Raw genomic sequence first — 14,547 nt, forward strand, 5'->3', positions numbered from 1 at the left:
CGACGTTAAGGTGCGGGATGGGGATCGCTCGGCTCGTCTGTCGGCTGCTACCCGCAGATATCATGTTGACGGTCCCTCCACCCTGGCTCCTACATACCTCGTAGGAGCCGGGAGGAACATACAAGCCCATGCTCGGCTGGCGGTCCTGTAGAGCCGAGCCCGTGCTCGGCTGCTCTTCACAACGCAGCCGAGCATGGGCTCGGCTCTACAGAAAAGCGACAGCAACGGCATGGGCCCGGCTACAGAAAGCGGGCACCCAGGCCCACGCGATAGAATGAGCGCCACTGATTTCTGCGGAGTAACGCCCATGCCTTCCTTCGACGTTGTGTCCGAAGTCGACACCCACGAACTGACCAATGCGCTCGACCAGGCCAACCGCGAGCTTGCCACCCGCTTCGACTTCAAGGGCGTGGACGCCAGGTTCGAGCGCGACGGTGAAGTGATCACCCAGTCCGCGCCGAGCGAGTTCCAGCTCAAGCAGATGAACGACATCCTGCGCGCACGCCTGGCCGCCCGCAGCATCGACGTGCTCAGCCTGGAATATGGCGACGTGGAAACCAACCTGGCGCAGGCCCGGCAGAAGATCACCGTCAAGCAGGGCATCGAGCAGAAGATCGCCAAGAAGATCGCTGCGGCGCTGAAGGAAGCCAAGCTGAAGGTGGAAACCCAGATCAACGGCGACAAGCTGCGGGTGATGGGCAAGAAGCGCGACGACCTGCAGGACGCCATCGCCGTGCTGAAGGCCGGCAAGTTCGAACTGCCGCTGCAGTTCAACAACTTCCGCGATTGATCGACGCCTGGGTGTAGCGCCGGCCCCGGTTGCCGGCCTCACTCGCGCAGCAGTCTGTACAGCGTTGTCCGCGAGATTCCGAGCTGGCGTGCAGCGAGGCTGAGGTTGCCGTCCGCGGCACGTGCGGCGCGTCGCGCTGCATCGCGCTGCTGGTCACGCAGTGGCGTCGCCTGCACGGGCGCCGCGGCCATGGCCGGCGAGCGCGTCCGTGCGGCGCGCGGTGCCTGCAGATGCTGCAGATGGACCGCGCTGCCTTCGCCCAACCGCACCCGATGCGCAGGACCAGGCTGCAGCAGTCGGCGTCGCTGTGCGGTGCTGGCGCCGGCAAACACCGTTTCCAGCGAGAGCAACGGCAGCGGCCCGCGCCGTGGCAGGCCAAGCAGACGCCGGGCGACGCGGTTGGCGGCAAGCAACTGGCCATCTTCCTGCACCGCCAGCAGGCCCTGCAGCGGTGACGCCAGCCAGCGCGGATCATGCTGCACCGCCAGCAGATGCACATCGCTGAGCGTGTGCATCAAGCGGTTCTCGATGGCCAGCGCTGCCTGCCGGAAATAACCCTGCAGCAATGCCGGATCGCGTTCCCCCAACCCGGTGATGTCGATCGCACCGCAGACCTGCCCCTGCAGGTCATGCAGCGGCTCACTCAGGCAGAACACGGGGGCGAACCGCTGCAGATAGTGTTCGTTGCCGCGTACCAGGGCGGGCAGGTCGTCGGCCAGGCTGACCGCAGGCGCGGTGGTGCCGATCTCGGCCTCGCCCAGCCGCCGGCCCACCTGGATCGGCCGCAGCAGCGGCGCATCTTCCAGGCCATGGGCGCGATGCACGATCACCATGCCCTCACGGTTGGCGCAGAACATCGTCCATCCCCGCGCACCGAACGCGGACCACAACTGCTCCAGCTCGGGCTGCACGCAACGCGCCAGGCGGCGGTCGTCGCGGGACTCCAAGCGAAGGCCGTTGCCCTGCAACGGCGGGTAATACGGCTCCTGCCCGGGGCGCACACCGGCCGCATGCGAGCGTTGCCAGGACTGCTGCAACGGCAAGGGCAGCATCGCCAGCGACTGCACGTCGCCCTCGGCAAACGCGGCACGCGCCGCCACCAATTGCTGTTGCCCGACTGTCGTGGCCATCATGCACGCAGCGTACACCCACACACGCCACGCCCGCGTTACATCCCAACAACGGAGCGTTTCCGTTTTCGTCCGGCATTCATCCACGCATGGCGTGGATCTACTGGGAGCAAAAAGCGGCCACCCCAGTGCCGCACCATGACGCGGAAGTACGTTTCCGTTTCCGTCCGGCATTCATCCACGCATGGCGTGGATCTACTTCCACGACGCGCCATGCCGAGAAAGTGCGTTTCCGTCTCCGTCAGGCATTCATGTGTCGACCAAGGTCGACACCTACCAACAGCAGCGGGAACCTGTCGAAGGCGGGGTGGGTCCGGTTGCGGGGGTGTCCGCGGCATGGATGCCGCGGCCAAGCCTACAGGGACGTATTTACGGCGCCCCCCGCAACCGGACCCACCCCGCCAACCCACGGAATGCCCGCATTTTCCGTTGCCGGTGATTCGGCGGGTGCAGGGCGCAGCCCTGCAAACCCTCCCCACCCTCACCTCACGCCGCGATCCGCAGGATCGGCTTCAGCGTGATGCCCCGCGTACTGTCCTCGGCCGCCTGGTTGATCTGCTCCAGCGGATAGAACTTCACCAGCCGGTCGAACGGGAAGCGCCCCTGCTGATACAGTGTCACCAACTGCGGAATGAACACCTGCGGCACGCTGTCGCCCTCGACGATGCCGCGGATGCTGCGACCACCCAGCAGCAGGTTGTTCACATCGAAGCTGGCGGTCGTGCCCAGCTTCGGCGCACCGACCACGCCCATCATGCCCAGCCCGGCCAAGGCTTCGATGCCGGCCGACAGCACTTCCGGACGACCGGTGGATTCCAGCGCGAAATCGGCACCGCCACCGGTGATCGCACGGACGGCCTCGATCACGTCGGTCTCGCGGCTGTTGACCACGTGGGTGGCACCCAGCTCCATGGCCAGCTGCAACCGCGAGGGCACCACGTCGATGGCGATGATGGTGGTGGCACCGGCGACCTTGGCCGCCATCACCGCGCTCAGGCCGACCGCACCGGCGCCATAGCTGGCGAAGCTGCTGCCCGATCGCACCTGCAGCGAGTTGAGCACCGCACCGGCACCGGTCTGGATGCCGCAGCCCAGTGGGCCGAGCAGCTCCAGCGGCGCATCCTCAGGCACCTTGATCGCGTTGATCTCGCGCGCCAACGCAAACGTGGCAAACGACGACTGTGCGAAGAAGTGATCGTGCAGCGGCTGGCCCTGTGCATCGGTGATGGCGGTATGGCCGTGGCCGTCGTCGCCACCGAAGTTCAGCGCGAAGAAATCGCGGCAGTACGCACCATGTCCACCCCGGCAGGGATTGCAGTGGCCGCATTGACCGTAGGTCAGCACGACGTGGTCGCCGGCCTTCAGTTCACGCACGTTGGGGCCGACCGCCTCGACGATGCCTGCGCCCTCATGGCCCAGCACCGCCGGCAGCGGCACTGGATAGTACTGGTCACGCACGATCAGGTCGGTGTGGCACAGGCCGGTCGCCACGATCTTCACCAGCACTTCGTCGTCCTGCGGGCCGCGCAGGCGCGCCTGCTCGATGACGAAGGGCTGTTCCTTGCCGCGCACCACGGCGGCGGTGATGTCACGCGATCCACTGTTGCTGCTCATCGTTGCGTTCTCCTCGATCAGATGGGATAGGCCGGGGCTTCGCCCTTGACCGTCATCCATTGCCACTGGGTGAATTCCTCCACGTTGGCCGGGCCGCCGATGCTGGTGCCGTTGCCGGACGCGCCGACCCCGCCGAAGGGATTGATGACCTCGTCGTTCACGGTCTGGTCGTTGATGTGCAGCAGCCCGGTACGCAGGCGCTCGCCCAGCTTCAGCGCGCGGCCGACATTGCGGGAGACGATCGCCATCGACAGGCCGAACTCGCTGTCATTGGCCAGGCGCACGGCTTCGTCGTCGTCATCGAACGGCACCACCACCGCCACCGGCGCGAAGATCTCTTCGTTGAACGCCGGATTGTCGGCGCTGACGTTGCCGAGCACGGTCGGTGCGAAGAACAGATCCTGATGGGTGCCGCCGGTTTCAAGGGACGCACCCGCCTTCACCGCGTCGTCGACCACGCGCACCGCATGGTCGCGCTGCGCGGCATTGATCAATGGCCCCAGCGCGACGTCCTCGCGTGCCGGGTCGCCCACCTTCAGCGACTTCGCCTTGGCCACCAGCTTCTGCAGGAACGCGTCGTGGATCTTCCGGTGCACCAGCACGCGGCCGGTCGCCATGCAGATCTGGCCCTGGTGCAGGTACACGCCCCACGCGGTATTGGCCACGGCCAGATCGAGATCGGCATCGTCGAGGATGATCAACGCGTTCTTGCCGCCCAGCTCCAGCGACACTTTTTTCAGGTGCTTGCCGGCGGCTTCGCCGACCTTGCGTCCCGCCGCCGTCGAGCCGGTGAACTGGATCATCGCCACATGCGGATCACTGGTCAGCGCGGCACCGGCGGCACCGTCGCCGGGCAACATGTGCAGCACACCCTGCGGAAGACCGGCCTGCTCGAACAGGCGCGCGATCACCGCACCACCGCACACCGCCGTGCGCGGGTCGGGCTTGAGCACCACGGCATTGCCGAGAGCGATGGCCGGGGCCACCGCGCGCATCGCCAGGTACAGCGGGAAATTGAACGGTGAGATCACCCCCACCACACCCAGCGGACGGCGCCGCGCCAGGTTCAGTCGCCCGGGCTCGGACGGCAGGATCTCACCCACGCTGCGCGAGGGCAGTGCAGCGGCCTCATGCAGCGCCTTGATGGTCACTTTGGCCTCGAACCCGGCCTTCAGGCGCGTGGAGCCGCTTTCGCGGACCAGCCAGTCGACCAGCGTATCGATGTTGTCTTCGGCCAGGCGCGCAGCCCTGCGCAGCACCTCGGCGCGCTGTTCGTACGGCGCCGCCGCCCATGCCTGTTGTGCCTGCGCCGCAGCGGCTGCAGAGCGCGCGACCTGCGCCGCGTCGGCCAGGCCGATCTCACCAAGCGACTGCCCGGTGGCGGGCTCGATCACCGGCTGGCGCTGCGCGGCAGCGCTCCATTGGCCGTCGAAGAAGGCGCCTGACCAGAGTGCGTCCGGCAGCCATGGGGAAGATGCAGTCATGTGAAGTCCTCCTGTGTCGTGCCGCCATTGCACGCCTGGCCCGCAGCGTCGGCAATCGGCCATTGGCGTGATATCGGCAAGGGATTGAATCGATGGGAATTTCCAGCATCGCCGTTGTCCAGTTCCTGCACAGTGAACAACGCCCCCGTACCAGCGCGCCTACAATGACCACCCCGCCAGCCGATGCGCCCGCCATGACCGACACCCCACTGCCCACCGATGACCCGATCGCCGCCACCCGCCTGTGGCTGGAGCGCATCGTCATCGGCCTGAACCTGTGCCCGTTCGCCAAGGCGGTGTACGTGAAGGACCAGGTCCGCATCGTGCTGAGCGACGCGACCACACCGGAAGCCCTGGTGGAAGAACTGGCCGAAGAACTGGTGCTGCTGCGCGACACGCCGGCCGAGCAGATCGATACCACCCTGATCGTGCACCCGCAGGTGCTGACCGACTTCCTCGACTACAACGACTTCCTCGACAACGCCGATGCGGCGATCGAGGCGCTGGACCTGCAGGGCATCCTGCAGGTGGCCAGCTTCCACCCGGACTACCAGTTCGATGGCGTCGCCGCCGATGACGCCAGCAACTACACCAACCGCGCGCCCTTCCCCACCCTGCACCTGCTGCGCGAAGACAGCGTGGCACGCGCGGTGGATGTCTACCCGGACCCTGATGTGATCGTCGAGCGCAACATCCAGACCCTGGACCGGATCGGTGTTGAGGGCTGGCATCGCCGCCTGCGCGGTGAAGACCTGTCATGAGCACGGTACCGCCGATTGCCACCTGGCCGGTTGCGCCGCTGCACGGCAGGGTCGTGCTGGTCACCGGCGGTGCCAATGGCATCGGCCGCGGCATCGCCCAGGCGGTGCTCGGGGCCGGCGGCCGGGTGCTGATCGGCGATCTGGATGTGGAGGTGGGCCAGGCCTGCCTCGCCGAATGGCAGCGCGGCGATGATGCCGCGTTCCAGCGGCTGGACATCACCGACGAAAGCAGCGTGCGCGACTTCATCGCGGTGGCCCTGCAACGCTTCGGCCGCATCGACGGCCTGGTCAACAATGCCGGCATCGCCGGGCCGCACGGCACCCTGCTGCAGGACATGGACTGGGAAGAATGGCAGCGCCGTCTTTCGTCGCTGCATGGTGCGTTCCTGTGCAGCAAGCATGCACTGCCGGCGCTGTCGGCCAGTAGTGCAGGCGCGATCATCAACATCGCCTCGACGCGTGCCTGGCAATCCGAAGCGCACAGCGAGGCCTATGCAGCGGCCAAGGGTGGCCTGGTGGCCTTCACCCATGCGCTGGCGATCAGTGCCGGACCGGCGGTGCGGGTGAACAGCATCAGCCCCGGGTGGATCAGCACCGACGCCTGGCAGGCACCATCGCGCCGGCACGAGCCGCAGTATTCGGCCAGCGACCATGCCCAGCATCCGGTGGGTCGGGTCGGGCAACCGCAGGATATCGGCGCGCTGGCGGTGTACCTGCTGTCCTCGTTGTCCGGATTCAGCACCGGCCAGGATTTCATCGTCGACGGCGGCATGACCCGGAAGATGATCTACGCCGAGTGATCCCGGGCCACGACGCCCGGTAGATGCCCACCTTGGTTGGCATGGATCCCGTGCCAACCAAGGTTGGCACCTACCAGGGCATCACGCATCGATTTCCAGTAGATCCACGCCATGCGTGGATGGCGGTAGCGTGCTTACGCCATACCGGAATGCCGCAGCAGCGCATCGATCTGCGGCGCACGGCCGCGGAACGCCTTGAAGTTCTCGGCGGCCGGACGACTGCCGCCACGCGACAGCACCTCGTCGCGGAAACGCGCGCCGGTTGCGGCCAGCGCCTGCGGCGCTTCCTCGAACGCGGCGTACGCATCGGCGCTCAGCACTTCGGCCCACTTGTAGCTGTAGTAACCGGCGGCGTAGCCACCGGCGAAGATGTGGCTGAACTGATGCGGGAAGCGATTCCAGCTCGGCGGATGGTTCACCGCCACTTCCGCACGCACGCGCTCAAGCAGTGCCAGCACGCTGTCCTGCGCGGCTTCGAACTGGCTGTGCAGCAGCATGTCGAACAGGCCGAATTCGAGCTGGCGTACGGTCGCCATACCGCTGTGGAAATTGCGTGCGGCCAGCATGCGCTCGTACAGCGCGCGCGGCAGCGGCTCACCACTGTCCACATGCGCGGTCATGCCCTGCAGGTGCTCCCATTCCCAGCAGAAGTTCTCCATGAACTGGCTCGGCAGCTCCACCGCATCCCACTCCACGCCGTTGATGCCGGCCACGCCCAGTTCGCCGATGCGGGTCAACAGCTGATGCAGGCCATGGCCCATTTCATGGAACAGCGTGGTCACTTCGTTGTGGCTGAAGGTCGCCGGCTTGCCGTCGGCGCCACGGCCGAAGTTGCACACCAGGTACACCAGCGGCGTCTGCACGCTGCCATCGGCGCGCTCGCGGCGGTTGCGGCAATCGTCCATCCACGCACCACCGCGCTTGCCTTCGCGCGCGTAGAGGTCCAGGTAGAACTGGCCCACCAGCTTGTCCTGCGCATCCACCAGCCGGAAGAAACGTACGTCCTCGTGCCAGACCGGCGCGCTGTCTTCCTGCACGCGCAGGCCGTACAGCTGTTCGATCACCGAGAACAGGCCGCCCAGCACCTTGGGTTCGGTGAAGTACTGCTTCACTTCCTGCTCGGAGTAGCTGTAACGCGCCTGCTTCAGGCGGTCGGCGGCGAACGCCAGATCCCAGGCCTGCAGGCTGTCGATACCGAGATGCTCGCGGGCAAACTGCTCCAGCTCGGCACGGTCCTTGGCCGCGAACGGCTTGGCGCGCGCAGCCAGATCACGCAGGAAGCCCAGCACTTCGGCGGGGTCCTTGGCCATCTTGGTGGCTACCGAATAGTCGGCGTAGGAATCAAAGCCCAGCAACGCGGCCAACTCGGCACGCAGTGCAAGGATGCGATCGATGTTGCCGCCGTTGTCCAGCGCATCGTCGCCGAACTCGGACGCGCGCTGCGCGCTGGCGCGGTACAGGATCTCGCGCAGGTCGCGATCCTCGCCCCAGGTCTGCACCGGCAGGTAGCACGGCATCTGCAGGGTCAACTTCCAGCCCGTCTTGCCGTCCTTCTCCGCAGCGGCGCGTGCAGCAGCCTTCACGTCGTCCGGCACGCCAGCCAGGCGCGCCGGGTCTTCGACGATCAGCGACCACGCATCGGTGGCATCGAGCACGTTCTGCGAGAACTTCGCCGACAGCGCCGAGAGCTCTTCCTTGATCGCCGCGAAACGCTGCTGCGCGTCCGCATCCAGTTCGGCACCGCCCAGGCGGAAATCACGCAGGGTGTTTTCCAGTACCTTGCGGCGCGCCTCGTCGAAACCGGCCGCCTCGGTGCTGGCCGCCAGGGCCTGGTACTGGCGGTACAACGCCAGGTTCTGGCCCAGCGCACTGGCGAAGCGGGTCACCCGCGGCAGGTTGCTGTTGTACGCCTCGCGCAGCTCGGGGGTATTGACCACGCCCTGCAGGTGGCCGACCAGGCCCCAGGCGCGCCACAGGCGTTCGGTGGCATCGTCCAGCGGGGTAACGAAGGCCTGCCAGCTGACCGGCTGCACCTGCTCGGCAGCGCTGACCGCCGCCTCGGCCTGCGCCAGCAGCACGTCCAGCGCCGGCGCCACATGCTCGGGGCGGATCGCCTCGAAGCGCGGCAGGCCGGAAAAATCGAGCAGGGGGTTGGCAACGGTCACGGCAGGTCTCCAGAGTACGGGCCCGGCAGCGCGGGCAGCCAAGTCGATATGGCGCTTGCCGGGCTGGCAGACAAGGGGCGGCGGGCCATTGTTCACGTCGGCCTTACGGCCGTCGGCTGAAGCTTGCAGCACGGGGGAGACCGCAGCGGAACGTGTCGAGGAGGCCCCACATGGAAGGTCTGGCTCCAGCTCCATCCGCAGTACGCTCACCATCGCTGGCGCTGTCGGCCAGCCCCACCGAACTGGCCTGGATCGCCGCGCTGTGCGATGCGGGCGACGATGCGCCGCGCCACCTGCAGCAGCTGCAGGCGCTGCAGCACCAGGGCGGCAGGTTCAGCGACGAGCAGGAATGGTATCCGTTCGAGGTGATCGAACGCGGTGCCAGCCAGGTGCGGCTGGGCCACGAGCGCGAGTTCGTCATCTGCGTGCTGCTGTGGCTGCAGGCCCTGGCCCAGGGCCGGGCCAGCAGCCTGGACCCGCGCCTGCACCTTGACGACCGCGCCGTGGAGATCGAGGCCCTGCCCGATGCCCTGCGCGATGCGGTACTGGATGCCTTCATGGCCGCGGGGTATTGAGCGCGATCCAATGCGCCGCTGCGCTCGCCGGGCATGGCCCCGCGCTAACGACCTGTCCTGGTAGCGCCGGGCCATGCCCGGCGGATGCCTGACGGGCTTACAGCGCTTCCAGGCTGCACCACGGCAATCCAGGCAGGCCCTGCCCGGCCGCCGCCGCTGCTACCTGTACGTCGGCCGCGTCCACATCGATGCCCTGCCGCACATACCAGGCCGGGTCGTAATAGCTGTGCGCATAGCGATCGCCGCTGTCGCACAGGATGCTGACGATGCTGCCCTTGCGACCCGCCTCGCGCATCCACTGCGCGGCCTGCAGCACGCCGATGAAATTGGTGCCGGTGGAGCCACCGACGCGGCGCCCCAGCTGGCGGCTGACGTGGCGCATCGCGGCCAGGCTCAGGGCATCTGGCACCTTCACCATGGCGTCGACACTGGTCGGAATGAAGCTCGACTCCACCCGCGGCCGGCCGATGCCTTCCACCCTCGAGCCGCCGCTGCAGGTCATGCCGCGCCACTCATTGCCGCCGGCCAGGGCAGCCTGGTAGCCGTCGAAGAACACCGACACTTCCGGGTCCGCACACAGGATGCGGGTGTCGTGCCGGCGATAGCTGACGTAGCGGCCGAGCGTTGCGGCCGTACCGCCGGTGCCGGGGCTGCACACGATCCAGTCCGGAATCGGGCTGGGCTCCTCGGCCATCTGCTTGAAGATGGATTCGGCGATGTTGTTGTTGGCCCGCCAGTCGGTGGCGCGCTCGGCGTAGGTGAACTGGTCCATGAAGTGGCCGCCGGTTTCGCGGGCCAGCTTTTCCGAATCGCAGTTGAGGTCGCAGGCGCGCTCGACCAGGTGGCAGCGGCCGCCGTGGAACTCAATCGCCGCGATCTTTTCCGGCGACGTCGTGGCCGGCATCACCGCGATGAACGGCAGGCCGAGCAGTCGCGCGAAGTAGGCCTCGGACACGGCGGTGGAGCCGCTGGACGCTTCGATCACCGGCCGCCCTTCGCGCAGCCAGCCGTTGGCCAGCGCATACAGGAACAGCGAGCGCGCCAGCCGATGCTTGAGGCTGCCGGTGGGATGGCTCGATTCATCCTTCAGGTACACCTCGATGCCCTCGAACCCGGGCAAGGCCAGCGGGATCAAGTGGGTATCGGCGGAACGGTTGAAATCGGCTTCGATCTTGCGGATGGCGGCGGCCACCCATTCACGCTGCGACATGGCGGGCAATGGTCATCAGGACGGAACGGTGCGATCCGGCCATTGTACGTCGCGGTGCCGTCAGCTGCCGCCCCGTAGAATGGCACCCATCCGGCCGGCAACGGCCCTGTCTGAAGGACCTCCCCCATGACCATTCCCGCCCTGCGCGATGTCCCCGGCGTCGCCGCCCAGGCCCCGGCCGAAACCACCGGTTTCGTCTTCAACCACACCATGCTGCGGGTCAAGGACGCCACCGCCTCGCTGGACTTCTACACCCGCGTGCTGGGCTACCAGCTGATCGACAAGCGCGACTTCGCCGAAGCCCAGTTCAGCCTGTACTTCCTGGCCTACGTCCCGGCTGGCACCACCGTGCCGGAAGATGACGACAGCCGCCGCCTGTGGATGGCCGGGCTGCCGGGCGTGCTGGAACTGACCCACAACCATGGCACCGAGAACCAGGACGGCCCGGTCTACCACGACGGCAACAGCGACCCGCGCGGCTTCGGCCACATCTGCGTGTCGGTGCCGGACATCGAGGCCGCCTGCCAGCGCTTCGAGAACCTGGGCGTGACCTTCCAGAAGCGCCTGACCGACGGCCGCATGAAGAACCTCGCCTTCATCAAGGACCCGGACGGCTACTGGGTCGAGATCATCTCCAACGCCTGACCCAGAAAGGGGCACAATTCCGGTAGCGCCGGGCCATGCCCGGCGGCCTTGAGCAGGCCGCGCTGCGCGCTCGCCGGGCACGGCCCGGCGCTACCGACTCCGTCCCCCTTTTTTGCGAGGTTCGTATGGAAACGATGGAACTGCACCGCGGGCGATTGATCGACCACATCCAGCTGGTCGTACGTGATCTGGCCGCCAGCCGCCGCTTCTACCAGGCGGTGTTCGACACGATCGGCATCCCGGTGGCCGGAGAAGGCGATGACTACTTCTGGGCCGACGAACTGTTCATTTCCAGTGCCAACAGCGAGGCCGCTGCCGGCCAGTTGACCGGCCGCCACCACCTGGCCTTCCAGGCCCGCGACACCGCCACCGTCGATGCCTTCCACAGCGCTGCGCTGGCGGCGGGTGGCAAGGACAACGGCGCGCCCGGCGAGCGCCATTACCATCCCGGCTACTACGGCGCCTTCGTGCTGGATCCAGATGGCAACAACATCGAGGTGGTCTATCACGGCCCGGCGAACTACAGCGCCGATTCGGTGAAGGTCAGCTTCTGATTCCTGCGCTACGCGCTCGCCGGGCATGGCCCGACGCTACCAACGACGAAGCCGGGCAATGCCCGGCTTCATCTCATCGCACTGCGCAGGCCTCAGTGGGCCGCCATGTAGATGTCCTGCAGCACGGCCTTTTCCAGCTCCAGCTCGCCCAGCAGGTTCTTCACGATGTCACCCAGGCTGAGGATGCCGACCAGCTGGTTGCCATCGGTGACCATCAGATGGCGACGACGCGAGTAGGTCATCAGCGACATGGCCTGCTTCAACGTGGCGTCCGGCGCGATGCCTTCCAGACCGGTGGACGGCAGGCTGGAAATCACCCGTCGGCCAGCCTGCGGACCATCGTCGGCCAGGCTGCGGACGATGTCCTTCTCGGAAATGATGCCGACCGGGGCATCATCCTTCATCACTACCAGTGCGGCGATTTTATTCGCGCTCATCTTGTGCGCGGCGGCACCGATCGTGTCTTCCGTGTCGATGGTGATGACAGCTTCTTTCTTGGATTGCAGGAGCTCGCGGACGTTCATTCTTGTTTCCTGGTGCAGGTCACTGAAGTCAAAAAAGTGTGCTCTGCCGATTCGCCCCCTCCCCGGGAACAGACCCTTCAGCGCACGTCTGGCGCACTTTGCCGGATCTGGCATTTCGCCAGCAGACGGGCTAGGTGCTGCAACGCGAACGAGGCGGGTTCAACGGCTCAACCCGGACCTCGGTCAACTCGATTCTACGACTGCGTCCATCGGTCACTAGCGGCATCGATGGGACAGTACGTCGTAGGAACCTTCGACGCTTCCGAGAATCGCACCCGGGCTGAAACCGGCGCTGAATACAGGCGGTGTCGTGCATTAAAGATTGATTACTTGCTGCCGACCGCGGACAGAAAACCCGGCAGCTGTCCCACTTGTCACCGCCACCGTCGTAAACGAAAGGGGCCACGTGGGCCCCTTTCGCATGCAGCATCCAATGGATCCGGGTGTTACTCCACCGTCACGCTCTTGGCCAGGTTGCGCGGCTTGTCCACGTCGGTGCCGCGCGCCAGCGCGGTGTGGTACGCCAGCAACTGCACCGGGATGGTGTGCACCACCGGGCTGAGTACACCGGCATGGCGCGGCGTGCGGATCACGTGCACGCCCTCGGACTCGTTGAAGTTGCTGTCCTGGTCAGCGAACACGAACAGTTCCCCGCCACGCGCACGCACTTCCTGCATGTTGGATTTGACCTTCTCCAGCAGGCTGTCGTTGGGCGCGATCACCACCACCGGCATGTCCTCGTCCACCAGCGCCAGCGGCCCATGCTTCAGCTCACCGGCCGGGTAGGCCTCGGCGTGGATGTACGAGATTTCCTTCAGCTTGAGCGCGCCTTCCAGGGCGATCGGATAGTGCAGGCCACGGCCCAGGAACAGCGCACTGCTCTTGCGCGCGAAGCGCTCGGCCCACGCGGCGATCTGCGGCTCCATGTTCAACGCATGCTGCACACTGCCCGGCAGGAAACGCAGCTGCTCCAGGTAGTCTGCTTCCTGCGCCGCATCGACGCGACCATGCAGCTTGCCCAGCACCACGGTCAGCTGGAACAGCGCGGCCAGCTGGGTGGTGAAGGCCTTGGTCGAGGCCACGCCGATCTCGGCGCCGGCGCGGGTGTAGCAGACCAGTTCGCTGGCGCGCGGAATCGCGCTTTCCGGCACATTGCAGATCGACAGCGTGTGCTTGTGGCCCAGCGACTTGGCGTACTTCAGCGCTTCCATCGTATCCAGCGTTTCGCCGGACTGGGAGATGGTCACGATCAGGTGCTTGGGATTGGCATACGCGGCGCGATAGCGGTACTCGCTGGCGATCTCCACGCTACACGGCAGGCCGGCGATGGCCTCGATCCAGTAGCGCGCGGTCAGGCCCGAGTAGTAACTGGTACCGCAGGCCAGGATCTGCACGCCCTCGATACCCGACAGCACCGCTTCGGCATTCTTGCCAAACAGCTCGGCCGGGAAGCCACCGGCGTCGATCGCCGCTTCGATGGTATCGCCCAGTGCACGCGGCTGCTCGTGGATTTCCTTCTGCATGAAGTGGCGGTACGGGCCCAGCTCCAGCGAGGCCAGCGAGACATCGGAGAGATGTACATCGCGCTCGATCGGCTGATCGTTGCCGTCGAAGATGCGCACACCATCACGGCGGATCTCGGCGGTATCGCCCTCTTCCAGGAAGATCACCTTGCGCGTGGCCGACAGCACGGCCGATACGTCGGACGCCACGAAGTTCTCGCCCTCGCCCAGACCGACCAGCAGCGGGCAGCCCATGCGGGCGCAGACGAAACGTTCCGGCTCGGCACGGCTGACAACAGCCAGTGCATAGGCACCGGTCAGTTCCTTGACCGTGTGCTGCAGCGCGACCAGCAGGTCATCACCGTTCTTCAGGTGATGGTGGATCAGGTGCGCGATCACTTCGGTGTCGGTCTGCGACTCGAAGGTATAGCCCAGCGCGCGCAGCTTCTCGCGCTGCTCTTCATGGTTCTCGATGATGCCGTTGTGCACCAGCGCCACGCCATGGCTGATGTGCGGATGCGCGTTCGCCTCGGTGACGCCACCGTGGGTAGCCCAGCGGGTGTGGCCGATGCCCAGGCTGGCAGTAAAGCCTTCGGCCTCGGCAGCGGTGGCCATTTCAGAGACACGTCCGGTGCGGCGCACGCGGCGCACGTCAGCGCGCTCGGCATGGTCGATCACGGCGATACCGGAGGAATCGTAACCACGGTATTCCAGTCGCTTCAGTCCTTCGATCAGGACCGGCACTACATCACGTTGGGCGATCGCACCTACGATTCCACACATGTCACGCAAT

Annotated in this window: 13 protein-coding genes; 6 read left to right on the forward strand and 7 right to left on the reverse strand. The window is 66.4% G+C overall.

Features of this window, described 5'->3' with window-relative positions:
• The first annotated feature begins 307 nt into the window (after positions 1-307).
• Positions 308-790 (forward strand): YajQ family cyclic di-GMP-binding protein, encoded by a 483-nt coding sequence (locus tag AC13GI_RS19475; RefSeq protein ID WP_099820599.1) that lies wholly within the window; start codon positions 308-310, stop codon positions 788-790.
• Positions 791-828: 38 nt separating this feature from the next.
• Here the strand turns inward: AC13GI_RS19475 and AC13GI_RS19480 are convergent, their stop codons facing one another.
• The 3 genes from AC13GI_RS19480 to AC13GI_RS19490 form a co-directional block, all read right to left on the reverse strand.
• Positions 829-1,920, reverse strand: coding sequence for a helix-turn-helix domain-containing protein (locus tag AC13GI_RS19480; protein ID WP_482997103.1), 1,092 nt, complete (start codon positions 1,918-1,920; stop codon positions 829-831).
• Between the two features lie 486 nt (positions 1,921-2,406).
• The gene (locus tag AC13GI_RS19485; protein ID WP_482997104.1) at positions 2,407-3,534 is read right to left on the reverse strand and encodes an NAD(P)-dependent alcohol dehydrogenase; all 1,128 of its coding nucleotides are present in this window, start codon (positions 3,532-3,534) and stop codon (positions 2,407-2,409) included.
• Positions 3,535-3,551: 17 nt separating this feature from the next.
• Complete coding sequence (locus AC13GI_RS19490; protein WP_482997105.1) at positions 3,552-5,018, reverse strand: benzaldehyde dehydrogenase; 1,467 nt, start codon at positions 5,016-5,018, stop codon at positions 3,552-3,554.
• Between the two features lie 194 nt (positions 5,019-5,212).
• Between AC13GI_RS19490 and AC13GI_RS19495 the strand changes: the two genes are divergently transcribed.
• Entirely contained in the window at positions 5,213-5,779 is a 567-nt protein-coding gene (locus AC13GI_RS19495) for a DUF1415 domain-containing protein (RefSeq protein ID WP_099820594.1), read from the forward strand.
• A complete protein-coding gene (locus AC13GI_RS19500) occupies positions 5,776-6,579 on the forward strand; it encodes an SDR family oxidoreductase (RefSeq protein WP_482997106.1) in 804 nt (267 codons plus the stop codon). Before AC13GI_RS19495 ends, AC13GI_RS19500 begins: the two co-directional genes overlap by 4 nt.
• Positions 6,580-6,713: 134 nt before the next feature.
• On the opposite strand, the gene AC13GI_RS19505 is transcribed toward AC13GI_RS19500, so the two are convergent.
• Positions 6,714-8,744 (reverse strand): M3 family metallopeptidase, encoded by a 2,031-nt coding sequence (locus AC13GI_RS19505; RefSeq protein ID WP_482997107.1) that lies wholly within the window; start codon positions 8,742-8,744, stop codon positions 6,714-6,716.
• Positions 8,745-8,914: 170 nt separating this feature from the next.
• On the opposite strand from AC13GI_RS19505, the gene AC13GI_RS19510 reads away from it, so the two are divergent.
• Positions 8,915-9,319 (forward strand): hypothetical protein, encoded by a 405-nt coding sequence (locus AC13GI_RS19510; protein WP_180165554.1) that lies wholly within the window; start codon positions 8,915-8,917, stop codon positions 9,317-9,319.
• A 97-nt stretch (positions 9,320-9,416) separates the two neighbouring features.
• Here the strand turns inward: AC13GI_RS19510 and AC13GI_RS19515 are convergent, their stop codons facing one another.
• Complete coding sequence (locus AC13GI_RS19515) at positions 9,417-10,529, reverse strand: PLP-dependent cysteine synthase family protein (RefSeq protein WP_099820590.1); 1,113 nt, start codon at positions 10,527-10,529, stop codon at positions 9,417-9,419.
• 126 nt (positions 10,530-10,655) lie between these two features.
• Between AC13GI_RS19515 and gloA the strand changes: the two genes are divergently transcribed.
• Positions 10,656-11,174: a lactoylglutathione lyase gene (gloA, locus tag AC13GI_RS19520; RefSeq protein WP_482997108.1), complete on the forward strand. Its 519-nt coding sequence runs from the start codon at positions 10,656-10,658 to the stop codon at positions 11,172-11,174.
• Between the two features lie 125 nt (positions 11,175-11,299).
• Complete coding sequence (locus AC13GI_RS19525; RefSeq protein WP_482997109.1) at positions 11,300-11,728, forward strand: VOC family protein; 429 nt, start codon at positions 11,300-11,302, stop codon at positions 11,726-11,728.
• A gap of 92 nt (positions 11,729-11,820) precedes the next feature.
• On the opposite strand, the gene AC13GI_RS19530 is transcribed toward AC13GI_RS19525, so the two are convergent.
• Positions 11,821-12,252: a CBS domain-containing protein gene (locus tag AC13GI_RS19530; RefSeq protein WP_049467102.1), complete on the reverse strand. Its 432-nt coding sequence runs from the start codon at positions 12,250-12,252 to the stop codon at positions 11,821-11,823.
• 446 nt (positions 12,253-12,698) lie between these two features.
• Entirely contained in the window at positions 12,699-14,537 is a 1,839-nt protein-coding gene (gene glmS / locus AC13GI_RS19535) for a glutamine--fructose-6-phosphate transaminase (isomerizing) (RefSeq protein WP_482997110.1), read from the reverse strand.
• Positions 14,538-14,547 lie beyond the last annotated feature (10 nt).

Source organism: Stenotrophomonas sp. 82F1 (assembly GCF_056861525.1).